This window comes from Bulleidia sp. HCP3S3_C9 (assembly GCF_052064035.1).
In the GTDB taxonomy this organism is placed as follows: domain Bacteria; phylum Bacillota_I; class Bacilli_A; order Erysipelotrichales; family Erysipelotrichaceae; genus Bulleidia.
Genome location: NZ_JBQHWJ010000007.1, coordinates 1 through 24,487, shown reverse-complemented (window position 1 = coordinate 24,487; position 24,487 = coordinate 1). Strand labels below are relative to the sequence as shown.

Below are 24,487 nucleotides of genomic sequence, written 5' to 3'. Positions count from 1 at the left end.
CTGGGAAAACCCAGCTTTTTCAGTTACTCATCGACTTCAATTAATCCATATCCGCCATTATGACGGGCATATACAACTGCGATTTTTTGACTGTCTTCATCTTTATAGATATAGAAACTATGGCCAGACAGTTCCATTTGCATGATTGCTTCATCTAGTACCATTTCTTCTGCAGTAACACTCTTTGTCTTTACTGGAATATCATTTTCTTCTTCGGATTCAATTTCATCAATAAATGCTTGTACAAGATGTTCTTTATGTCTCTTGCTCAGGCGGGTCTTTTGTCTTCTAATCTGATCTTCCAGCTTATCAATTGCTAAATCAACTGCTGCATAGAAATCATCATTTACTACTTCAGTTCTTAAAATACCGATCTTTGTTGGAATCGTAACTTCTACTTTCTGAGAATTCGGATAGACACGTGCAACGACTCTTACGATCGTATCATCATTGATAATCAGGTACTTGCTCAATGATGAAATTTTCTTTTCGATCTTCTCCTTCATAGCTGGTGTAACAGTGACATTTTTACCTACAATTTCGAACCTCATAATAATTCCTCCTGCTAAAATTGTATAATACACACATGTGACGATTATTTTTTAGATATATCTTTTTGATAATTTTATTATAGCAGTTCTTTTAGGAATAATGTGAAAAAAAGATGAAGAAATAAGATAAAAAAGAAGTTCATTCACTGAACTTCTTATTTTTTTTTCAACCAGTTATAGACAACCGTCATTGCATAGGAATCCATACCACAATATTTCTTCAGATCCTCAATGATTTTGTTCTTTTCTTCTTGATCCACTTCATCGTTATAATCTAAATGTCTCCACTGAAATACCGCATCCATTCCTTGACGAATATCCAATGCCTGATATCCTGGATCATCCATCATAGACATGATAGATTTCAAAGACCATTGTCCTCTCATTCTTGTATCATATACAGTTCCAGACAAGAATGGCAATTGCAGATCTTCCATCCTTTCATTGATGGATAAAAGCTTCTTGCTTAAATCAGGAAACAGTTGTGCAAATTCTTGAATTCTCACTTTTTCTGCTCCTTCTGCATTATATGCAATGACTGTTCCAGTTGATGGAATATCTTTTGTCAGATTTTCTGCCATATCTCTACGATCATCATGAATATTAAGATAAATCTTTTTCTGCAAGGAGCCATCTTCATGCATGATAATCAAGGCATATTCAAATGGCAAGACATCATACGGCTTCATCCCAATGTATGGTGGAATAGCAAATCTTTCCCATTCAAAATCTAAAAATGCAATTGGATATTGAATCTTTGACAGCCAGGAATGTAAAGCTAAATGATCAACAAACAATCCTCCATTCAAATCTGCACAGATTTGAGCAAATTGTTGTCTGCTTCCTTCAATGCGTTCAATATCAGCATCTTTTAAATAGCGTTTTCCTTCTTCCAGCATCTTATATTTCTCACTTGAAGCAATCAGCGTCAAAATGGAATTATCCTCCATCTTTTCTTCATGTGGAAAACATTGTTCATAATAAATACACTTGCTTCTTCCTGTGCATTTATTCGTTCTAACAGGAGGTTCTAAATCTTCCAGTGTTGTATTTTTCATCTCTTCCAGTAAAGGATGCACATCTTTCATTGCCTGCAGAAGTGTTGGCTTGATTGGCTGCGTCGGATTATTTTTATTATTATAGAAACAGTCAGTCACGACAAACAGCTTTTCTGGATCAAGCTGTTTTCCACGAACATATTCACCATTCAGGTGAATCATGTAAATATCATTGATTTGAATGCCATTATTTTCCAATACCCATAAAGTATCTGTATAAAATGCGAGATCATTTGTATGTGGATAAATACCAATAAATAGAAAATACAAATCCCATCCACGATTTGTACGATGTAGAAATGGTACTTTCACACGCAGAGAATCATACTCAAAACGAGCCTTTACCAACCATTCATACTTTTCTAAAGCATCCAATGCTTTTTGTGCTTCATCACCAACACTGCCAAGAAAATATTCTTGAATTCCTAATTTCTGAATTGCCAGGTCACTTACTTTTTCATCCAAACGAACAAATGGATGATATTCTGTCGTATCATCCTTTAAATCATTGAAATATAAGCGCGGACATCTAGAAAACTTTTTACAATCACTAATATGAAACATAAAATCACCTACGTTATTGTAACACACAAGTATCTTTGTTTCATCGTTGATGCAAAGCTTCCAGGATACCAGCTAAAACATTTGCTTCTAATTGACCTGGCGCAGTTGCATTCTCTGCACACCCAAATGTCATACAGGAATGAAAAAATTCCCCAGAAATTCTTGAAATAACACCTAATTGAGACATTGACATTGATACAAGTAAGCAAGACATCATTCTGGAGGCATCATTTGTAGCACGCAAAAGTGTCAAAACATCATCACTGTCTTTTGGCATATATGCTACTTTAGCAATATCACACTGCATTTGTTCCATTTTAGAAAAGCGATACATGATTTCTTCATAGGAAGGAGTCTTTGAAAAATCATGATTACTCATAATAACTTTCACACCATTTTCATGTGCATATTTTACAAGTGAAGTAATGATTTCTTCATCTAGAAAACATTCAAGGTCAACAAGATCGCAACATTGACTAGAAATCACCGGTTTCAATAGAGAACAATACTCTTCTTTGCTCACGCAGACATTTCCACCTTCATCTTGTGTTCGACATGTTACAAGTAATGGTGTTTCTCCTAGAAGATCACGTATTACATAAATATCATTTTTTACTTGATCCATATCTTCATAGAAATCAATTCTCCACTCAACAAGATCATATTTCAACCCTTGCAAATTAGAGATTTCCTCTTCTAATAAATGAAGATTCTTCCCCATGACAGGAACACAGATCTTAGGTGTTCCATTCCCAAATTCTATATTTCTTACAATCATATATTCACCTTTATCGCATCAATAACAAAATAAATAATTGAATCACTGTTAAGCATAAAGAAACAGCTAATAATAAAAGAAGCAAAATAATCCAGAATTTCTGAAATCTGGAAAAACCTCTCAACAGATTTGTTTTGAATTTTCTATTCTTTTTCATATTCCTCAAACATTTTACAACGCAATAAAATATAAAAAAAGTATCTGTCTCCAGATACTCATCTATGGCGCAGGATCAGGGATTTGAACCCTGGCACCGGTTTCCCGATCTACGAGCTTTCCAAGCCCGCCCCTTCAACCGCTTGGGTAATCCTGCATTGCTTATCTAGTTTACAACAGATTAGAATGAAAAGCAAACATTATTTTATATCTATTTTTGTAAAAGCGTTGTTATTTTCAAATTTCCTCGATATAATGCCATTATACGGAGGAAAAATAAATGAAAAAATTATTAAATAGTCTTGTTGCAATTGCTATGGCAGCTTCACTCACTGCTTGTTCTTCTTCAAAGAGTTCTGCATATTCTGGAACAACAAAAGGTACAGCAAAAGGTATGGGTGACGTTACTGTTACTTTAACATTAAAAGATGGTAAAATCACTGAATGTTCCGTTGACGGTGCTGGAGAAACAGAAGGAATCGGCACAAATGCTATTGATCAGTTACCTGGTGAAATTGTAAAGGAAAACAAAATCAGTGTTGATGGTGTGACTGGTGCAACAGTCACTTCTGATGCAATCAAGGATGCAGCGAAAGCTGCTTTAGAAGCTGCCGGCTTAAACGCAAGCGACTACGAATAAGCACTTTAAAGGATGCAAATACGCATCCTTTTTTAGTTCACAATATATCACATAACCACGCCTAAAAGACGTGGTATGCTCTCGCCCTATAAGGAATCTTTCCCTTGCCTTCTTTTACAGGCTCACCCGTAAAAGGGTCTATAAATTCCTTCATACTCATCTGATCTGCTAATTTGTCTTCTTGCAGTTGGTTTTGAATATACTCTCTTATTACTTTTTCATTCTTTCCAACTGTATCAAGAAAATATCCTCTTGCCTAGAAATGTCTGTTCCCGTATTTATATTTCAAATTTGCATGTCTGTCGAATATCATCAATGTTGATTTGCTTTTCAAATATCCCATAATTTCTGATAACAGATATTTGGTGGTATCTCTAGTAGCATGTGAATATGATCTGGACACGCCTCACCTTCAATGGTACGTACATCAGGTTTTCTTTGAATCAATACTTTCAATATTTCGATGATATCTCTTCTCAAACGATTATATATCACCATTCTTCTATATTTGGGCACTATCACTATATGATACTTGCACCGATAACTTGTATGCGATAAACTTTGTGTGTTATCTATTTTCATAGGTATCTTCTCCTTGTCTTTTGATAGTTGTGGTTGTCAGTCCATTTCTATCTTACGACTTGGAGATTTTTTATACTATATCGCCCAACGCTAAAGCTCTTTTATCCACGCGCATAGTACGTGGTATTATTAAACGCCCTAACAGACATTTAAAAAGCCAGTGAATTCTATTTCACTGGCATAGTCCATTCAAATAAATTTTATAACAGTCCTTGTATCAGAATGATTAAAATCAGCACCGGCAATACGTATTGAAAGTATGGCTTAAGCTTCTTTGATAAATGCATTCCGTTTCCTTTATTACATTCTTCCATATATGAATCGAATCCCCATCCCCATTTTGTTGTACAGAACAATAAATAGATCAATGAACCTCCAGGAAGCAATAAATTTGATACAAGGAAGTCTTCAGAATCTAGAATATCTCTTCCTCCAATCAAATGTACATCTGATAGAACATTGTATCCAAGTGCACATGGAATACTCATAACAAATACAATGACGCAACAGATGAGTACTGCCTTCTTTCTAGAAAATTGAAAGTTTTCCATTGTTGTAGAGATCAGGTTTTCAAAAACCGCAATCACAGTTGAAAAACTCGCAAATGACATAAATAGAAAAAACAATGTTCCCCATAATTGTCCACCCTGCATATGCATAAAAACTTTTGGCAATGTCATGAATATTAAAGACGGTCCAGCATCAGGATCTACACCAAATGAGAAGCATGCCGGGAAAATAATCAATCCAGCCAGTAAAGCAATAAACGTATCTAAGGAAGCAATCGTAAATGCTTCGCTTGTTAACGTTTTTTCACTAGACATGTATGACCCAAAGATTTCCATCGCCGCAATACCTAATGACAATGTAAAGAACGCCTGATTCATCGCATTAGAAATGACAGTTGATATTCCTGCCTGCTTTAATCGTTCCATGCTTGGCAAAAGATAAAATGCAATACCTGACTTTGCTGCAGGCAACAGACAGGAATGTACAGCTAAAACAACAATCAATACAATGAGTGCGCTCATCATAATCGTAGAAATTTTTTCCAGACCCTTTTGCAAACCAAAAGAACATATCGCAAAACCACCAAAAACACTGATTGCCATATATAAAAGCAGCTCTTCTGGACTGGCCAGCATATTAGAAAAAACCATATTCGCAGCTTCAGTAGAAATACCATTAAATGTACCTTGTAAAAACTTAACAAAGTACGCAATCATCCATCCGCATACTGTTGTGTAATACATCATCAGCATCAAGCATCCAAAAATACACACCCATCCATGGATATGCCAGAATGAATTTTTCGGCTCTAGTTTTTCATATGCCTGTACAACAGAAGCTTTCGATGCTCTGCCGACTGCTAATTCCATCGTTAATACAGGTAAACCCATAATAATTAAAAACAACAAATAAAACAGAACAAAAAAGCCCCCACCGTTTTGTCCAGCAAGATATGGAAATTTCCATACGTTTCCAATACCAATTGCACATCCTGCAGATACAAGCAGGAAGCCAATGCGTGATCCAAATTTCTCTCTTTTCATATTTTCCCCATTTTTTCAACAGAAAAAATAATACCGTCATTTTATGTTTTTTTCAAATCAAGCTATAATAAATATATGTTATTAAAAAAAGAAATCAATTTAAATTACCTTGAAAACTGGCCTGAACATTATTATGAAATCAAGGATATCAATGAAAGAGAAAACATTTTAAAGTCTTATATTGAAAAGAATCCTGATTCAGTAGATGACCAAAACCGATTACAGCTTCTACAAAAACGTTTTGTATGTCTAAAAGATCATAAACGTGCTGATTTGTTTATGCGTGGATGGATTAATTCGAAGACATTAACAACAGAAAACATTCATTTCTTTAATAAAAAAAGAATAGAAAAAGAATTCAGACAATGTCTGGAAGATCTATGTATCCTGAATTATGAAAGAAGTCCCATTCTTCATGAAGAATGGAAAAGCTTTGCCCAGGAATTTATTCTTTCCTGTATTGATTCCCATTCCTATAAGCAGGTTGCCGTGGGAATCGGTCATGTCAGTGATAAAAATGTTGCGATGCGTATTGCGGGAGACATCGATCACATCACAAAAAAACTCCCTGCATCTTTCTTGCTTGAAGATGAATGCAAAGAGCTTCATGATATTATGGTTGAAACATATCAACAGATGCTTGAAAATGGTGAACAGTATTGGAATGATTACTGCAGCAATTTAAGATAATCATCTACATTCTCTATTGTTACTTTTTGATAAGGACTGCGAATATATCTTCCATTTTTTAAATTAAACGAATCTAACGATTCGTTTTTTGCGAGTGCAATGGATAAATCTGCAATCGCATCTGCCTGCTTGATTCCATCATTATAGACAGTGCCAATCATATTTCCTTCTTTCACCTGTTCTAGTCCATCTTCTGTTCCATCAATACCAATCACAATTGGCCATTGTTCTTTCGCAATTCCAGTTTCAGTCAATGCCTGAATTGCACCAATTGCCATTTCATCATTATTTGCCATGATCAATTCAATATTTGTATTGAATTTTGATAATAACTGTTTTGTTTTTGTACATGCCTGACTTCTATTCCAGTTAGCAATCGCAAAGCTTAATTTATCTAGAACAATGCCTGCATCTGAAATTGTTTGAATCGACACATCTGTCCTGACAATTGCATCTTGATGTCCGGTTTCACCTTCTAAAATAATATACTGAATTTTCCCATCTTGATTCTTATCAACTTCTGGATGTTCTTTGATATAGTCAGAAACAATTTCACCTTGCATCTTTCCAGATTCACCTGCATCCGCACCTACATAATATAGTCTTGTCCAGCTTTCTAGATCTTGTAATACCAGTTCTCGATTAAAGAAGATAACTGGCACATTAGAATCTTCTGCCATACTGATAATTTTTTTCGGTGCAGTTCGATCAACAAGATTGACACAAATCACATCATAAGAATCACTTAACATATCAGAAACCTGACGATTCTGTGTTGATTGCGATTTTTCAGAATCAACCGATTTTACAATCACATTTTCGTATTCATTTAATTGTTTTTCGATTCTAGATGATAATTCCATAATGAATGGATCATAAGAATCATAATAGGAAATACCAATACGAATTTTCTGCTTTTCTTCAATTATCTTTTCTTTACAGCCTGTTAAAAATAACATCACTGTTAATAATCCATACAATACTTTACGCATGATTAATCTCCAATCGGAAACAAAATACTTTCATTCTGTTTAGAAAACATATTTTCTTTGTTTATCGTATAAAAATCAATAATTTTTTCTTTTCTTTCATGAGGAAACTTGATTCTCTGCACCATTAACTGAACAGAATTATATCCCATCATAAACACATCCGGAACAAGCATCGATTGAATAATTCCTTCATCTAATGCATTAACATTCTGATCCGATTCACCAATACCATATAAAGGAATGTTATATTTCTTCGCAAAATCAATTCCAGAATCAAGAGAAACACTGTTTAATCCAATCACATAATTTGGAATATCTACAAACTTCAACTGTTCTTCCATTTCCAAAGAACTGCCACTGACAACCCAGGCAATTTTCGCACCTGCGTGATCTAAAATATCTTCTACAGTATTTAGACGTTTTTTCATATTATATTGATCAACATTATTCGCAAGAATCCCTACACGCTTAAATCTTAAATCTCTTCCCACCTGATCAAACAATTGAGAAGTTAATGTTGTCGCAATCAATTCATCATCTAGTGTTACCGTATCAACTTTTTTCAGATCAATGTCATACATTGCACATTTTGTATTCAACAATAGAAGATTTGTTTTAGAAACAATATCATCCACAACTTTTTCTGTATCATTGGAAGCAATAAATTCTACAATCAATCCATCCGTTCCATTTCTAATTTCCTTATCAATCAGATTTTTCTGATCAGCCAGGGTTTCCATATCTGTTGTATTGACAATATTCACAATGACATTTTCATTGTCCATAGCTTCTCTAACACCAGACTCAAAGCGATTCCACATATTATTGGAAGAATTTGGAACAATGACTGATATTTCATATACATTTTCAATTGTTGGAGAACGCAAGGCAAATATCGTTGACATAATTACAATAGAAAGAATGACAACTGTAATAATGAATGGTTTATTTTTCTTCATTGATATCACTCCTTCTCAAAATATGTTCCATCTTCCAGAGCTTTCTGGTTTTCTTCTGTATAAGGAACTGCTGGAATATGAATTGTAACACATGTTCCTTCATCCAATTCAGAAGCAATGGATATCCCATACTGCTCACCAAATCTAAGCTGAATTCTCTTATGAACATTAATTAAGCCAACACCAGAACCATGTGCCTTTTTATGTTCCGTATCTGAAAGAATTGTTTTCAGATAGTCTTCAGGAATACCAAATCCATTATCACTGACTGTAATATAGATATCATCATTTTCTTTCCAGCCTTTAACATGGATTTCTCCATCTTCATCCATATTTTTCACACCATAATATATTGCATTTTCAAGAATAGGCTGAACAATCAGTTTCACTGTACAATACTTCTCAATTTCTTCAGGAATATCAAAATCATATATAAAGTGATTCTTAAATCGTACTGCCTGAATATTCATGTAGTTTTTGCCGTGCTTGATTTCATCCGCAATCGTAATGATTGTTTTTCCTTTAGATAAAGATAGACGGAACAATGAAGCAAGTTCAGTAATCATAAATACTGCATCTTTCTGCTTTCCACCCTCTTCAATCATCCAGACAATGGAATCCAATGTGTTATATAAGAAATGTGGATTGATCTGTGCCTGTAAGGCATCCAGTTCACTCTTTCTCTTTTCTTCCTGTTCTTTTACAATATCATGTACAAGTCTTTCATTACTCTGTTCATAAAAATGAATCACTTCCCCCAGGTGTTTTACTTCAGACGTAGCACCTGGCAATATTTCCAATCCTTTTTTGCTTCCTTGTGATAAACCCGAAATAGATTCTGCAAGTACATACAATGGTCTAGAAACAAATCGAGAAATAAAACGGTTAATAAACATCAAGATTAAGAATGTTACTGCAACAAGCAGAATTACAATATAACGCACTCGATTTTCGTAGATGGATGGATTTGCGCTAGAAACTGCTACCAGCTTCCATCCTGTATATCCAACTGTATCCACTACAACATTTCTATTTCCACCTTCAAATTCTTCATTATGCAAACCATCTTTATACAACGCTGCTTTCATATTGTTTTCTTTATAGTCACCTGAATTAATCAGCATTTGTTTTGGATGGTAAATCACAGCACCAGAACCATCAATTAAATACGTATAGAAATTTGTATTGTCAGTATTCACAGAATTTAGAATTTGTTCAATATAGGAATAATTCATGTCAACAAGCAGAACGCCTTCACACATTTTTCCATGATCGTTCAAGCTGACAGATCTGCTTAATGAAATCACCCAGTTATAGCGAATTGAAGAATCATCAAATAAGTTTTGTACATGAGGAAGAGAAAAATGCAGGTTTTCTACTTCACTTACTGCATCTAGAAACCATTGTTGTGTTTTCACATCGACATCATCTTTTAAATCTGCATTTGGAGAAGCCGCAATCAATTTACCATCTTCAGAAAACAACGCAAAAGAGATGAGTTTATCTTTGTTTGCTTCATATAACATATTCATTTCTGTTTCACATGTTGCATTAGAAATGTCGATTTCTTTAATCGAATTGTAATATAAAGTATCAGATAATTGTCTCATCTGTTGTAGATAATCTTCTAGATTTGTTGTAGTTTGTGAAGTAACCTGCTTTGTTGATTGAATAATCGTCTGTGCACTTTGAATTGAAAAGAATTTGTAAAAAATAATTCCAAGAACAAAGACAATCACTGCAGAAACAACAGTAAAGCTAATCAACATCAAGCCTTGAATGCTGATTGACTTAAAGTTGCATATATCATCAAATGTATCTTTGAATGTCTTGTGTTCACTCATACTTCTTCCTGAATTTTCATTCGATATTTATTTGGAGAAACACCATATGCTTTTTTAAACACATAGGAAAAATAGTTGGGATCTGTATATCCAACATCACGTGCAATCACATATGTTTTTTCATCTTTTTCCAACAGCAGTTCAACAGCCTTTTTTAAGCGAATATCTGTTAAATAGCTTGTAAAAGATTTTCCAGTTTCTTTTTTAAATACAGTAGAAAAATATGCATACGATACATTCAGATATGCACAGATACTTTCAACTGTCAGATCTGGATCACTATATTTTTCATTTGCATAATCAATTGCTTTTACAATAAAGTTCTTCGTCGTATTTGATCGTTTTTCATTGATCATCCTCTGCATCTTAAAGCAATGATCTTTCATCCATTCATTCAAATCTTTTAATTCAAGCTTTTCAACCTGAAGAATAATTTCATGATAGCTTGTAAATAATTCTGAAATTTCAAGTTTATTTGCTAAAGCAAAGCTATACAGTTCACTGACAAGCTGCATGACAAAAAAACGGAATTCAGGCACTTTTGTCAAGCTCGCCGTAGATTTATCCAGATATTGATCAATGGCATGAGATAATCCTTCCTGATTATTCACACGCATTTTTTTAAATACTTCATCTAGCGAATCTGTTTCAAGAAATATAGGCTGCACGTCTTGATCTGGCTCAATTTCATTAATATTGATTGCTTTCATTGTTCCATACAATGTGCGATAGCTGACTGCTAAACGTGCACCATTATAACTGTCAGAAATATCAATCAACTGCGAACAGATTCTGCCAATACCAATTGTCACTGTAGCATCCACTAAACTTTTTGCTAGACGCGTAAACTTATCACAGTCATCCGTCAATTTTGTAATTTCATTTTCTGAAGCATCTAACTGCGCAATCATGACAGTGTTTCCTTGATACGTAAACAATTTACCTTTCCATTGTTCACACAGCTTTTCTTCTGCCAGTTTTTTTACAGATAAGCTGACATACAAAGGATTCATTTTTTCTTTCAATGTATGTGTAGAAACATGTAAGATCACAGCACAATAATATGGACTGTTCAAATCAATAGAATAGATTTCTTTAAAATGATCCAATTGATCTTTTGCAAACTTATTTTCCATTAAAGAAGCGTAAAAGGATTCCTGTAAAATTGGCAAGGAATCATTATAATACGATTCAAGTTTTGAAATATTCTGTCGTTCATCATATTCTTTATCTAAGTCGTTGCGAATGTTTGTAAAAACAGTCTTTAACTTATCTGCATCAATTGGCTTCAGAATATATTCTTCAGCTTGAATATGCACCGCTTCTTGTGCATATTCAAACTCATCATAGCCAGAAAAAATAATAATACGAATGTTTGGATACTCTTCCTTCAGCTTATGAGATAACTGTAATCCATTCATATATGGCATTGTAATATCTGTCATAACAACTTCAGGATGGATTTTTTCAGCAACATCCAATGCATCTAATGCATTTTTACAAATGACAGGTTTTTCAAACCCCAGTTCTTCCCATTGCATCTTGTTTGCAATTCTTTCCGCAACGTCAATTTCATCATCGACAAGAATAACCTTATATTTATCTCTCATAATCATTATCTTTCATACACATCATGTGTTTTTTTCCATGCATACACAAATCCAGCAAATACAACAATGGAACCAATCAAAGAACCAACTGGTGAAAATAAACGAATGACTGTAATACATCCCATAGAAATACCAGTAAACAACATGATCATACCAGCATCATGTGCATATGGTTTTCTTTTCTTTTTTTCAATTGCCTTGCTGCCCTTTGGTCGAATCATCTCTATTCTTTCATTCTTCAATAGTTGAAATGCATAATATAATGGTAAAAATGTTAAAAGTAATGTTACCCAGGATTCATTAATAAACTCTATAAAACTCATATGACAACCTTTCCTTGTTTACTATTATCTCACTTCTGTTTAATAAAACAAAGCGTTCCGAAGAACGCTTTGTTAATAGGATTTTCCTGAAATTATTTTTTCTGAACGTACTTACGAATATCAAGTGTAATAGCGATCAAGATAACGATACCGATAGCGATATACTGTGCGTTCTGGTCGACACCTAAGTACTGTAATGCAGCCTTCAATAATTCAAGAACAGCAACACCAATTAGTGCAGATGATACTTTACCACGTCCACCAGTAACGGATACACCACCAAGAGCACAAGCAGCTATACCTTCCATTTCATAGGATAGACCTGTATTTACAGAAGAACCACCAGCTTTTGCACCGAGCATGAATCCTGCAAGTGCGAAGTAAGCAGAAGCCTTAGCATAGATGATAACAAGTGTCTTGTTTACTGGAACACCAGCAACTTCAGCAGCCTGTGCGTTACCACCAATTGCATACATATACTTTCCATGACGTGTCATGTTGAAGATGAACCATGTAATTGCCATTACGATAATAGCAATCCAGATCAGATAAGATATACCTAAGAATTTACCCGTTGAGAATGTTGTATATGCTCTAGTAAATCCACCTAATGGAGTAGCACCTGTATAGATCAAACCAAGACCATAGATAATGTCCATCATACCTAATGTAGCGATAAATGGTGGAACATGTAAGTAAGCAACGAATGCACCAGTAATTGCACCAAACAATCCACAAATGACCATAACAATCAAGATAACTAAGAATGGATTCAATGGTTCCATACCTGGGAAGAATTTCTGAGAATAATCAAGATTCTGTAACAATGTACCAGAGATACATGCAGCAAAACCTACCATACGACCACCGGAGAGGTCACAGCCACCAGTGATAACGCATCCTGCGATACCTAATGCAATAACAAGTCTATAGGACATATTTGCCGCAATATTCAGGAAGTTTTTCACTGTAAAGAAGTTATTACTTGTAAAACCTGTATAGAGGACAAGAATGATCATGACAACGACAACGCCATTATTGATCAAAAAGTCCTTTAAATTAAAATCCTTTTTCATTTTCCTTTCCCCTTTTTAATACTGAGCAGCATAACTCATGATCTTTTCCTGTGTCATGTCGTTACGATCAGTAATTTCACCTGTGAGTTTTCCTTCACTCATAACATAGATTCTATCAGACATACCAATCAATTCTGGCATTTCAGATGAGATCATGATAATTGCTTTGCCTTGCTGTGCAAGATTTTCCATGATTTCATAGATTTCATGTTTTGCACCAATATCAATACCTCTTGTAGGTTCATCCATGATGAGAATATCAGGGTCATTTGCCAGCCATCTAGCAACGATTACTTTCTGCTGGTTACCACCAGAAAGAGTAGAAATTAATGTCTGCATGCTAGGTGTTTTGATACTTAACTGTTGAATAGAATCATCAACGATCTTATTGATTGTTGGATGATCTAAGACAAATCCAGCTTTCAAGTGTTTGTTGTAAATTGTGATACCAACGTTATCTTTGATGGAAAGACATCCAACAATACCAGTGCCACGTCTATCCTCTGTAATCATACCTAAGCCTGCCTTCATAGCATCTTTAGGCTGTTTGATCGTAACTTGCTTTCCATTGACTGTGATTGTACCTGCAGAAAGGTTTCTAATACCGAAAATACCTTCCATTAATTCAGTACGCTGCGCACCAACAAGTCCACCAAATCCAACAATTTCACCCTTTTTCACATTGAATGATACATGCTGGAAGCTTCTAGAATGAATAGAACAAATATCTTCACAATCAAGAATAACATCGCCAATTTCATGATGATGTTCTGGATAAATCTGTGTCATTTCACGACCAACCATCTTTGTGATGATTTCATCGATAGATAATTCTTTTGCTGGCCATGTTCCAATGTACTGACCATCACGCATGATTTGAACATCATCCGCAATACGCTTGATTTCATCCATTTTATGTGAGATATAGATCATAGCTACACCTTCATCTCTTAACTGATTCATGATCTTGAATAAAAATTCAACTTCTTTATCAGATAAGGAAGATGTCGGTTCATCAAAGATAATTACTTTTGCGTTATGAGATACAGCTTTTGCAATTTCTACACACTGCATCTGTCCAATTGATAATGTACCTAATAATGCTGTTGGATCAAAGTCCAATCCTAACTGAGCCAACCATCTCTTTGTCTCTTCATTCATTGTCTTGTGATCAATGACCTGAAGTGGTCCATATTTGTGTACCGGGAAACGTCCAAGATACATATTCTCTGCAATAGACCTTGCAGGTACAGGCTGTAATTCCTGATGTACCATTGCAATACCTTTTTCCATTGCATCATCAGGATCTTTGATTTCTACTTTTTCTCCATCAATGTAAATTTCACCAGCATCCATATGATAGATACCGAATAAACATTTCATCAATGTTGATTTACCTGCACCATTTTCACCCATTAATGCGAGTACTGATCCAGGTCGTAGAGACAGCTGTACGTTATCAAGTGCCTTAACGCCAGGGAACGACTTGGATACGCCCTTGAGTTCAAGTTTGTATTCCGCCATTTTATCCTCCGTAATTTTTCACTTTACTCCGTGAATTGATAGAATTTTTTAAATCATTTTAAATAAGATATGAGTGTGGGCACCGCTATGAGCACCCACACTCATGAGAATCAATGCTTAAGTTTTTAAATTATAAGCCTAAGGATTTCTTGATGTCAGCGATGTTGTCCTTTGTTACCTTAACATAGTCCTTAACATACTTGTAGTCAACATCCTTGCCATCGAGGTAGTCCATAGCAGCATCAGCAGCACCATGAGACTGAGCGATGTGGTCGTTTAATACTGTACCTGTCATTTCGCCAGCTTCAACCTTATCTAAAGCATCAGCTAATGCGTCAACACCAACTAAGTAGATATCCTTGCCAACTGTCTTGCCAGTAGCCTTGATAGCTTCAAGAGCACCTAATGCCATAGCATCGTTGTTGCAGAATACAACTTCTGCTTCTGGATACTTAGATAGAGCGTTCTGAACCTTTTCCTGAGCCTGTGCCTGATCCCAGTTAGCAACTTCGTCATCGAGTTCCTTAACCTTTGTTCCAGCATCTGTTAAAGCCTTAACAGAATATTCTGTTCTGTACTGAGCGTCTACGTTTTCTGGGTCACCTTCGATCATGATGTATGAAACAACACCATCACCATTGATATCACCCTTTGTTTCTGTTTCAAGAATGAGTTCACCCTGGTATGTACCGGACTGTCTAGCATCAGCACCTACATATGTAACCTTGAGGCCTTCATCCTTCCATCTCTTCTGTTCTTCTTCATCTGGTTCACGGTTGATGTAAACAAGTGGGATATCAGCAGATGTTACCTTATCAGTAATTGTTGGAGCTGAAGAAGAGTTAACTGGGTTAACGATCATAACATCTACACCCTGTGTAATGAAGTTATCGATCTGAGCTGTCTGAGTAGCCTGGTCGTTAGCACCATCTGTAATTGTGATGTTGCTCTTGTCGAATCCCTTGCTTACTAAGTAGTCTTCGAGTTCAGTTCTGAATAATGTCATAAAGTTATCATTGAACTGATAAATTGCGATACCGACTTTCTTGTCAGCATAATCGCCACCTTTAGTAGCAGCGGATCCACCTGCTGAAGCAGCTGGTTTGCTAGAGCAAGCACCTAAACCTAATGCCATTGTTCCAGCGAGTAAAACTTTTGAAAACTTGTTCATGGAATAATATTCCCTCCTATTAACTTGTGTGAGGTGTTTTCTGTTCCTCACTTGATACTAGTATTTTAGGAAAACGCTTACAATATTTAAATAGAAATTTTTTTGATGGTTCTATAAATTTTTTATGTGAAAATCATGTGAAAGATTTCTCAATTTCATGTTTACTTTGTCATGTTATACTTAAAATGAAATTTAGAAAGGAAAGAAACATGGATATTCAATTTCGTGGAAATACGCTTTCTGGTGATCCTGCAAAGCATATTTCATACGCTGTTTTTATTAATCAGCAAAACAAAACATTATATGTTGGCTGTACAAAATATACATATGTCAAAAAAGGAATTTATCCAAATGACACCATTACATTTATTGGTGCAACAAATCCAGACACTTCTTCATTCATCAATCCATCACATTTAAAGAACTATTCCTTCTCTCATTTTATGTTTACTGATTCCAAAACAAAATTTCGTACAAATGAAGTCTATGCAAAAAGTCGAGGAATGACATATGAAATCCCAGTTACATTGCAGCCAAGACTCACCGCATCCAATGAGGCAATTCATCATTATCAGAATGCTTTACAATGCTATGAAAAAGCAAATGCCATCTATCAAAAAGATTTTGATGATACATCTTTTGCCACAAATATGAGAAGTACAGTAGATCAGCTCACAAAATCACTTGTCGAATATTATCAGCTGAATGAAAACTATCAAATCTTTATCAATACACAAAAAATTCCATCTGATACTTTATACAACCGCATTTCATTTCTACACGCACAAAACTACATCACTTCTTCTCAGCGTTCCCTCTTTCATGACATCCGTTTAAACTGCAACAATGCTTCTCATGGAGAAAGCGTACATATTTCTAAAACAATCGCAAAAACATGGCTGGATAGAATGGATATGACATTACAAAGCTATCAAAGAGAATTCACAAAGCAAGGAAAATCCATTGATAAAAAGAATTTATTCTTGTTTCTCTTATTTGCGATACTTCTAATTGCACTTACAATATATCTCATCATGCATCTATAGAAAAAGTAGAGACTCGCTCTACTTTTCTTTTATCGGTAAACGTGTTTCATACGCATCCACACCCCACCAACAGTGATAGATGAAATCAATACACATACTTCTAAGAATATTTTAGATTGATCTTCTGTATTGACTGTTTCATTTGGCCTGTCTTCTACCTGAATGACAAGTGGTTCAAGAAATGTGTAGTTCTCTGGATATACAACATCAAATTTTGTTTGATTTAATTGATACCCCTGTGGTGCTTTTGTTTCCTGGATGTAATAGCCTTCATCATATGGAATTTCAAACTGCACTGTACCAGAATCATCTGTTGTCAGAATACAATCGTTTCCATCCTTATCTTTTACAATCTGATGATCCTTATCATACAGCGTAAACGTTGCACCTTTAAGCAATGTATCTTTAGAAGACGCATCTTTTTTCACCACTTTGATTCGAACATCTTTTTTCATATCCATCGCCTGAATAAACTGCACATTTTCTTTTGTGCCAGTTACATAAAATGCAATATCATCCATCATTGCATAACCAAATGGAGATTCTACTTCTCTTAAGATATACCAGTATTTCTTAGTTTCATCACTGCCTTTGACATAAGAAGAAATATCATGTTGTCTTCCATCTGTCGTAAATGCATATACAGGTTCTATACCTTCTAATGCATAAACTTCACCATTTTCATTCTCTTCTGCTTCTAGAATCTCTAGCTTTGCATTTACAACACCATTCCCATACTGATCCACTTTATTCACAAACACACCTGTTGTTTCATCGACCATAGTAATTGTGATACATGCTGCATCATTATTAACCTTTGGTACAACAAACGTCAGATTTGCTGCTTGAAAAACACCTGCGACAATTTCTTCTTCAATCAGTTCATATGTATGTCCAGTCTTTAATACTTTATCTAAAATAAATGGCTTTTCTGTTGTAATACCATCATTTTCTAATGGAATTTCTTCCTGATCTGTACGATCAAACAGTTTCAATTTCACACCACTGACGATATTTCCATTTTCATCTACTTTTTTAATTTTGTACATGACTGGCGCATCTTTCATTTCAATCTGCTGCACAAGTTTTCCTTGATTGACAGTAAATGAAATATCTGTTGTCTGGTAGTAGCCTAATGGAGAAAGGTCTTCTCGTAAAGTATATGTTCCATTTTCTTTCAGCCCTTCAATTGTATGTGGCTGATCTTTAGAAATCCATGTATCTATAACATTCTCATTTTCATCCAGTACACTTAATTGTGCACCTTCTAATTCCTCATCATTTGTAATATCTTTTTTAGAAATACTGACTTTTGTTACGTCATTTGTAATCTTGTATGTATTTGTAGATTCTCCTTGAATAACTGTACGCACATCATCCTTCTCTATAGAACGATCTGTTACTTCTCCTAAATGTAATGGAAGTGTTGTCTGTTCTTCAATGTAATGATCAAACATAGACTGTTCAATTGTGATATCCCATACACGGTTTTCATTCACAAAACCATCTGGAACTGTCGTTTCTTTTAAATAGTATTCCCCAAGCGGCAAGGAAGTGAAAGCAAAATTTCCTGAAGTATCTGGATATGTTTCTTCAATGGATGCATATGGCTGATTGATGTCTGTTGTCAATCGTTTTGCCTTTTCATCTTTTCTAACAATCAATGCACCAGTATCACTCGAATAAATGTCATTTTTTGCATACAGTGTAAAACCAAACTGTGTTAAATCATCATGGATCAAAGACGTATCTGCATTTTCATAATGTACGATTTCTTTATTAAAGAAAACATCACCTTTTAATCTTGTATTTTTAAATTCAATTTCAATGATATTCTGTTTCGCATCATTCATTCGTGTAATGGATTCCTGTCGAATTGTAAAAGGTAATGGGGAAGATGTGATATAGCCATCACTTGTAACAACTTCTTCCAGTTGATATTCTCCTGGATATAACTCTACAGGTAAGCTCGTACAGCTATCTACATTGTCTTTTTTATTGTTATTCACACCATAGAAAACACCTTCTTCAAGTTTATCATTCGATAAAGCCATTGTTTTAGAAGCTGTCATAAATACATCTACATTTGTTTTTTCACTATTTTCTCCAAGAGTCTGTACAACATATCCATTCACTAAACGTGTGGATAAAGATGTATCTTTCGTCGTGGAATGCGATACATCATTGCCATTCATATCTTTTAGCATATGGATTTTAAATGCTGATGAAGTGAATGTAACTCTTTCATTTGTATCTGCATCTTTCTTGAAGATCTTTAACACATATCCCTTAACATTATTTGTTGCATAGAATTGTAATGTTGGCTGATGTTCTTGTGTAATCGAAAATTCCTGAACATCTTCAATGATTTTCATTTCATTTGCGGAAGAAACCTGTACAAGATAATAGTCACCATAGGCAAGCATCTTTGTTTTTGCACAGCCATTCACATCTGTAGTAATCTGATCATATTCTTTATCTGCATATCCATTCACAAAATGATTTGATGCATCATATCCGCTCCATGTATTTGCTTTATCATATGCATCCAGAACAATTTGACGATCTACTTCTCTGCCATTGGCTTCCTGTAAAACATATTTCTTCAATACAACATCAAATACAGCACCTTGTTCCGGTTTTGTAAAAGAAGAGGACTGGTTAGAATTCTGTGTTTTCACAATCTGGATATCACCTTCATACACTTTTTCAATTGCTTCTAGATATTTCTTTTCTTTATCTTCTGTAATAGAAAAATCAATTGTGACTGGCTGTTCTCCATCCAGTTTTGAATATCCAACTGGTGATTTTGTTTCAACAAGCCTGTAATTTCCATACGCTAAATATGTTTCGTTTGGTGTAGAGTAATATCCTTTTTCATCCAGCTGGATATGATCAACTGGTGTTGTGAAAGATGGCATGAATTCGCTGCCATCGCCGATCCCATCTCCGTCATGATCAATCATCATAGAAGCATCTTCACTTCCATTGCCTAAATAAAATAAATCAAATTCAGCATATGCAAATGTTGCATCACCTAAAGAGCGAACTGGCTGAAGCGGATCAGCAGATAAATCTTTGTCTTTCTTCTGCAGCTCATAGCTTCCACGCTTTACAAGTTCCTCTTTTTCATACATGCCTTGTGAATAATGATTTCCAGCTTTCATCACAATGGAATCACCTTCATGATCAACAATAAAGATCAACTGCTCCTGACTGCCTACACGAACACCATTCTCAAAATATCCACCTTCCATCGTATAGTCACTTGCAGCTTTCGTCTCACGAATGACATATGTTCCCATTGGCAAGACTGGTTCTGCTTGTGCATTGCGAATATATGCGCCTTCTACAAGATGTGCATCATCCATTCTCGCAACATACTTCACACCACTTTCATCATATTCAGCAAGTGTTTTGATTGTAAATGTATTTGTTGCTGCACCATTGATATCAAAAGAATCATAGTATGTAATCGTAAAATGTGTTTCTGCCATCGAAGCAGCATTCTTCTTGCCTTCCTGATCAATCTTGCTGATTTCAATTGATCCATTCGCATACATTGGCTCATCCTTGAATTCATCATATGCACTTCCATCCTGTATCATCACTGTATGAATGGATGCATCTGAAATTCTGAAGTTTTCTGGTGCAGAGATTTCCTTTACATACAATGTATTCACATCATTAGACACCGTTGCTTCTCCTCTAGCATGCCCAGAAGCATCACTAGTCAATGTATCAATATGACTTGCTTCATTGCAGTCACTGCTCGTATATACCCCAAATACAGCACCTGCAAGTGAATATTGTGCTGTAGCAGAAACAAGTGGATCAGTAGAAAGCTTTACAATTTCATACTGAACCTTCTTATTTAAGTGTATTCGATATACTGCACTGATTGGATACGAACCAGTCGTCGAAGAAGCGGAAGTTTTATATGTTATGTAATTTGCAAATCCACGATAGTTTGCAGTTGCTCCTTTTCCATTCGAACCAAAATCAAATGTTTGTCCATTTCCACAATACACATTCATATGGCCCTTTTCTCCCATTTGACCATACACAATAATGTCACCTGGTTCTAATACACTCACATCCACAATTCCAGATGCAATCTGTTCCATATTCGTAAAATGTGTTGCCAATTCATACGGATAGACAGTATTGAGATACTCTCTACATTCCCCAAAGTACTTATATGGATCTCCATTTGCATTTCGGATTGCTTTTGACACAATTGCAAGCGTGCCTGACGTACAGTCTAAACCTATGTTATACAATTCTTCACTGCTGTTGCTTGTTAAAATCTGATCAAAATATTGACCACCCTGATAAGAATAATGAAATGTATTTCCAATGTTTCCACCAATGATGTCATTGATTGCCTGATTCACATCCAATCCATCTGCATGTACTTCAAACATTGAAAAAACAGGCATTGTAAATGCAATAAAAAATGATAAAAGAAACTGAAGACAACGATAGATTTTCCTTTTCATGCGCGCACTCCCTTTTCAGTTTTATTTAAAATGCAAATGACAGAATTCTTATAAGCTTCATCAATTTCTTCATTCGTATGAAAATGCGTCATCTGCTCTTTGATCGTATTTGCGACAAGAGAGCCATACTCTTTTTCCATCAGTTTAAAAACATGATTCACATGATTTGTATGTGCTTCAAGAAAACGATATTTCTTTAATGGATCATAGCGTGAACAGTTGTCGTTGTAATGTGTGTTGGAAGTATTTACTTTTACAAATCGCTTTTCCAGCTGTAAAAGAGCTTCCTTCTCATACAGATATCTCCTGCATTCTTCTTCAAATTTTTTAAATTTCAATTCATCGGTTTTCATATATACCACCTTCCTTCACTATTCTTATTCACAGATTTTTTAAGAATTCCCTGAAAAAAGGTCAAAAAAAACCGATATTTTCATATCGGCTTTGTTTTCTATTGAAACTATTTACAATTATAGTTCTTTACCAGTCAATAACTGATAAGCTTCCAGATATTTGGCAATTGTCTTATCAATCACTTCCTGAGGAAGATTGTAGTCACTATCTGGATTTGCCTTTAACCAGTCTCTTACGAACTGTTTATCGAAAGATGGCTGAGAATGACCAGCTTCATATCCTTCCAGTGGCCAGAATCTAGAAGAGTCTGGTGTAAGCATTTCATCACCTAAAACAATTTCACCATCTTCATTGACACCAAATTCAAACTTTGTATCAGCAATGATAATACCTCTAGATAAAGCATATTCAGCACACTTGTTATAAAGTGTTAATGTATAGTCTCTAATCTTTTCAGCATATTCTTTACCATGTGAAGGAAAAGCTTTTTCCAATACATCAATGGATTGTTCAAAAGAAATATTTTCATCATGATCACCAATTTCTGCCTTTGTACTTGGTGTATAGATTGCCTGTGGAAGCTTTTCGCTTTCTTTTAGACCAGCTGGTAATTCAATACCACAAACTTTACCAGTCTTCTGATAGCTTGCCCAGCCAGAACCTGTAATATAACCACGAACGATGCACTCAACTGGAATCATATTGAGTTTTTTACATAGCATGGAATTACCTGTGAATTCAGGCTTTCTGAAGTATTCAGGCATGTCATTTACATCTGTAGAAATCATGTGGTTAGGCATGATTTCTTTTGTGTACTCAAACCAGAATTTAGACATCTGTGTCAATACAGTTCCCTTTTTTGTAATCTGATTCTTCAAGATAACATCGAAGGCAGAAATACGATCTGTCGCTACCATGATCAACGCATCATCGACATCGTAAATCTCGCGTACTTTACCTTCTTTAATTGGTGCATAATCTTTCATTTATGTTGTCCTCCATATTTAGCACATGTAAAGTATACGCTTCATGAAAAGAAAAAGAAAGAAACACTTCTTTCTTAATCAGTAAATAGAGGAACTAGAAGAACCTGGCAATGTTGTTTGAGATGCACGTTCTGTTAATTCAACATCCACAGTCTTTTCTTCTCCATCTCTTTCAACACTGACTTTCACTGTATCTCCGACTTTTTTTGTACCAATGTAGCTTACAATATCATTATATGTACTGTATTTATTACCATCGATACCAACGATCTTGTCATTAATTTCCAAGCCAGCACTTTCTGCATTGGAATTAGAAGAAAAGCCAGCAATATAGACACCATCACTTGTCTCTTTAACTTTTACACCTAATGCTGCCTGGTTTGTATTTTCAATTTGAGAATTGCCACTTTCTTCATTTGATGAACCATCACCAAATCCAGGAATCATTGAAAAATCATTTCCATTATTATCACTGTAGTTATATTGAATGTCATTATTTGTTTTCTGACGATCTACATAATTGGCAAATAGACCTCCACCAAATCCACACAAGCCTGAAAGCAAACAACAAAGTGCATATTTTCCAATTGTTTTCCAAGGAAATGGTTTTTTCTTTCTTTCAACATATATCACTTTTGGCTGTTCTGTCTGTTCATTTTTTATTTCATTCATATTCTGTACCTTCTTTCTTAATGCACCTATAGAGTATACAACGTATGTGAATATTAAATGAATATTACAAGAACATAATGGGAAATCTATGATAAAGTAGTATTCATGAAAACGATATTATTTGATTTAGACGGAACATTAACAGAATCCGGAATTGGTATTACACGATCTGCAGCCTATGCATTAGATCAATTAGGAATCCCTCACCCTGCACTCGAAGAACTTTCAGTATTTGTTGGCCCGCCTCTTAGAAAAACATTTCCTGAATTTGGTGTAAAAGAAGAAGATGTTGATCAGGCAATTCAAATCTTCCGCTCTCGCTATACGACGATTGGAAAATTTGAGAATCAGCCATATGAAGGTATTGAACAAATGCTGAAGGATTTGAAAGAAAATGGATTTCATTTATTTGTTGCAACTAGTAAACCAGAAAACATTGCAAAGGAAATTCTGGAACATTTCCATCTCGGCCAGTACTTTGAAGAAATTGCAGGTGCTTCTTTAGATGCTTCTAGAGAAAATAAAAGTGCGGTCATTGCCTATTTACTAGAAAAACAAGATGTACAAGATGCCATTATGATTGGGGATACAGATTTTGATGTACTTGGTGCAAAAGAACATGCAATACCTTGTATTGGTGTCAATTGGGGATATGGAAACAAACAATCCATGATTGAAGCAGGTGCAGTCACAGTTGTTGATACTGTTGAACAATTGGAAGAATACTTAAAAAAGAATGCCTAGGCGAGACTGTTGAAAAAGTATCAGTCATAAACGAGATTTAATCAAATTGTTTACAAATTAGAATGAAAACAGGTATATTCACAAATTTCAGAAAAGAATTTGAGGTATATAC

20 protein-coding genes, 1 tRNA gene and 1 pseudogene are annotated in these 24,487 nt (G+C 35.0%); 4 read left to right on the top strand and 18 right to left on the bottom strand.

Translation table 11 applies throughout. From position 1 onward, the window contains the following. Positions 1 to 23 precede the first annotated feature (23 nt). From hpf to ACTND6_RS02605, 4 genes are all read right to left on the bottom strand, one after another. Positions 24 to 551: a ribosome hibernation-promoting factor, HPF/YfiA family gene (gene hpf, locus ACTND6_RS02620; protein WP_178175218.1), complete on the bottom strand. Its 528-nt coding sequence runs from the start codon at positions 549 to 551 to the stop codon at positions 24 to 26. A 155-nt stretch (positions 552 to 706) separates the two neighbouring features. Beyond that, the gene (locus ACTND6_RS02615) at positions 707 to 2,173 is read right to left on the bottom strand and encodes a DUF2779 domain-containing protein (RefSeq protein ID WP_441021802.1); all 1,467 of its coding nucleotides are present in this window, start codon (positions 2,171 to 2,173) and stop codon (positions 707 to 709) included. Positions 2,174 to 2,213: 40 nt separating this feature from the next. Further along, entirely contained in the window at positions 2,214 to 2,951 is a 738-nt protein-coding gene (aroD, locus tag ACTND6_RS02610; protein ID WP_441021804.1) for a type I 3-dehydroquinate dehydratase, read from the bottom strand. 222 nt (positions 2,952 to 3,173) lie between these two features. Next, a tRNA-Ser gene (locus ACTND6_RS02605) sits at positions 3,174 to 3,264 on the bottom strand. A gap of 123 nt (positions 3,265 to 3,387) precedes the next feature. On the opposite strand from ACTND6_RS02605, the gene ACTND6_RS02600 reads away from it, so the two are divergent. Next, a complete protein-coding gene (locus tag ACTND6_RS02600; protein ID WP_441021806.1) occupies positions 3,388 to 3,747 on the top strand; it encodes an FMN-binding protein in 360 nt (119 codons plus the stop codon). 61 nt (positions 3,748 to 3,808) lie between these two features. Here the strand turns inward: ACTND6_RS02600 and tnpA are convergent. Together tnpA and ACTND6_RS02590 are read right to left on the bottom strand one after the other, a co-directional pair. Further along, a pseudogene (gene tnpA, locus ACTND6_RS02595) lies at positions 3,809 to 4,329 on the bottom strand (IS200/IS605 family transposase). 200 nt (positions 4,330 to 4,529) lie between these two features. Next, on the bottom strand, positions 4,530 to 5,882 hold the full coding sequence (locus ACTND6_RS02590) for a sodium-dependent transporter (RefSeq protein WP_441021808.1): 1,353 nt from the start codon (positions 5,880 to 5,882) through the stop codon (positions 4,530 to 4,532). A 75-nt stretch (positions 5,883 to 5,957) separates the two neighbouring features. Between ACTND6_RS02590 and ACTND6_RS02585 the strand changes: the two genes are divergently transcribed. After that, the gene (locus ACTND6_RS02585; RefSeq protein ID WP_441021810.1) at positions 5,958 to 6,572 is read left to right on the top strand and encodes a DUF6553 family protein; all 615 of its coding nucleotides are present in this window, start codon (positions 5,958 to 5,960) and stop codon (positions 6,570 to 6,572) included. Here ACTND6_RS02585 and ACTND6_RS02580 read toward each other — a convergent pair. The 8 genes from ACTND6_RS02580 to ACTND6_RS02545 all read right to left on the bottom strand — a co-directional run bounded on the left by ACTND6_RS02580 (position 6,551) and on the right by ACTND6_RS02545 (position 16,071). Then, the gene (locus ACTND6_RS02580; protein WP_441021812.1) at positions 6,551 to 7,564 is read right to left on the bottom strand and encodes a galactose ABC transporter substrate-binding protein; all 1,014 of its coding nucleotides are present in this window, start codon (positions 7,562 to 7,564) and stop codon (positions 6,551 to 6,553) included. The two genes, ACTND6_RS02585 and ACTND6_RS02580, sit on opposite strands and share 22 nt — an antisense overlap. 2 nt (positions 7,565 to 7,566) lie before the next feature. Next, positions 7,567 to 8,523, bottom strand: a complete 957-nt coding sequence (locus ACTND6_RS02575; RefSeq protein ID WP_441021814.1) for a substrate-binding domain-containing protein — start codon at positions 8,521 to 8,523, stop codon at positions 7,567 to 7,569. 5 nt (positions 8,524 to 8,528) lie between these two features. Then, positions 8,529 to 10,367, bottom strand: coding sequence for a cache domain-containing sensor histidine kinase (locus ACTND6_RS02570; protein ID WP_441021816.1), 1,839 nt, complete (start codon positions 10,365 to 10,367; stop codon positions 8,529 to 8,531). Beyond that, on the bottom strand, positions 10,364 to 11,977 hold the full coding sequence (locus ACTND6_RS02565) for a helix-turn-helix domain-containing protein (RefSeq protein ID WP_441021818.1): 1,614 nt from the start codon (positions 11,975 to 11,977) through the stop codon (positions 10,364 to 10,366). Before ACTND6_RS02565 ends, ACTND6_RS02570 begins: the two co-directional genes overlap by 4 nt. 5 nt (positions 11,978 to 11,982) lie before the next feature. Further along, positions 11,983 to 12,300, bottom strand: a complete 318-nt coding sequence (locus ACTND6_RS02560) for a hypothetical protein (protein ID WP_178175208.1) — start codon at positions 12,298 to 12,300, stop codon at positions 11,983 to 11,985. Between the two features lie 92 nt (positions 12,301 to 12,392). Continuing rightward, positions 12,393 to 13,376, bottom strand: a complete 984-nt coding sequence (locus tag ACTND6_RS02555) for a galactose/methyl galactoside ABC transporter permease MglC (RefSeq protein ID WP_441021821.1) — start codon at positions 13,374 to 13,376, stop codon at positions 12,393 to 12,395. 15 nt (positions 13,377 to 13,391) lie between these two features. After that, positions 13,392 to 14,900 carry a sugar ABC transporter ATP-binding protein gene (locus ACTND6_RS02550; RefSeq protein WP_441021823.1) on the bottom strand — a complete coding sequence of 503 codons (1,509 nt, stop codon included), beginning with the start codon at positions 14,898 to 14,900 and terminating at the stop codon, positions 13,392 to 13,394. Between the two features lie 130 nt (positions 14,901 to 15,030). Then, complete coding sequence (locus tag ACTND6_RS02545) at positions 15,031 to 16,071, bottom strand: galactose ABC transporter substrate-binding protein (protein ID WP_441021825.1); 1,041 nt, start codon at positions 16,069 to 16,071, stop codon at positions 15,031 to 15,033. 209 nt (positions 16,072 to 16,280) lie between these two features. Here ACTND6_RS02545 and ACTND6_RS02540 point away from each other — a divergent pair, with 209 nt between their 5' ends. Then, positions 16,281 to 17,117 (top strand): DUF4145 domain-containing protein, encoded by an 837-nt coding sequence (locus ACTND6_RS02540; protein WP_441045042.1) that lies wholly within the window; start codon positions 16,281 to 16,283, stop codon positions 17,115 to 17,117. A 29-nt stretch (positions 17,118 to 17,146) separates the two neighbouring features. On the opposite strand, the gene ACTND6_RS02535 is transcribed toward ACTND6_RS02540, so the two are convergent. The 4 genes from ACTND6_RS02535 to ACTND6_RS02520 form a co-directional block, all read right to left on the bottom strand. Next, complete coding sequence (locus ACTND6_RS02535; protein ID WP_441021829.1) at positions 17,147 to 21,619, bottom strand: SpaA isopeptide-forming pilin-related protein; 4,473 nt, start codon at positions 21,617 to 21,619, stop codon at positions 17,147 to 17,149. After that, complete coding sequence (locus tag ACTND6_RS02530; protein ID WP_441021831.1) at positions 21,616 to 21,972, bottom strand: hypothetical protein; 357 nt, start codon at positions 21,970 to 21,972, stop codon at positions 21,616 to 21,618. The genes ACTND6_RS02535 and ACTND6_RS02530 overlap by 4 nt, the downstream gene beginning before the upstream one ends. Positions 21,973 to 22,089: 117 nt before the next feature. Next, positions 22,090 to 22,959, bottom strand: a complete 870-nt coding sequence (locus tag ACTND6_RS02525) for a phosphoribosylaminoimidazolesuccinocarboxamide synthase (protein WP_320100479.1) — start codon at positions 22,957 to 22,959, stop codon at positions 22,090 to 22,092. A gap of 78 nt (positions 22,960 to 23,037) precedes the next feature. Beyond that, positions 23,038 to 23,631: a PDZ domain-containing protein gene (locus ACTND6_RS02520; protein ID WP_441021833.1), complete on the bottom strand. Its 594-nt coding sequence runs from the start codon at positions 23,629 to 23,631 to the stop codon at positions 23,038 to 23,040. Between the two features lie 105 nt (positions 23,632 to 23,736). Here ACTND6_RS02520 and ACTND6_RS02515 point away from each other — a divergent pair, with 105 nt between their 5' ends. After that, entirely contained in the window at positions 23,737 to 24,375 is a 639-nt protein-coding gene (locus tag ACTND6_RS02515; protein ID WP_441021835.1) for an HAD-IA family hydrolase, read from the top strand. Positions 24,376 to 24,487 lie beyond the last annotated feature (112 nt).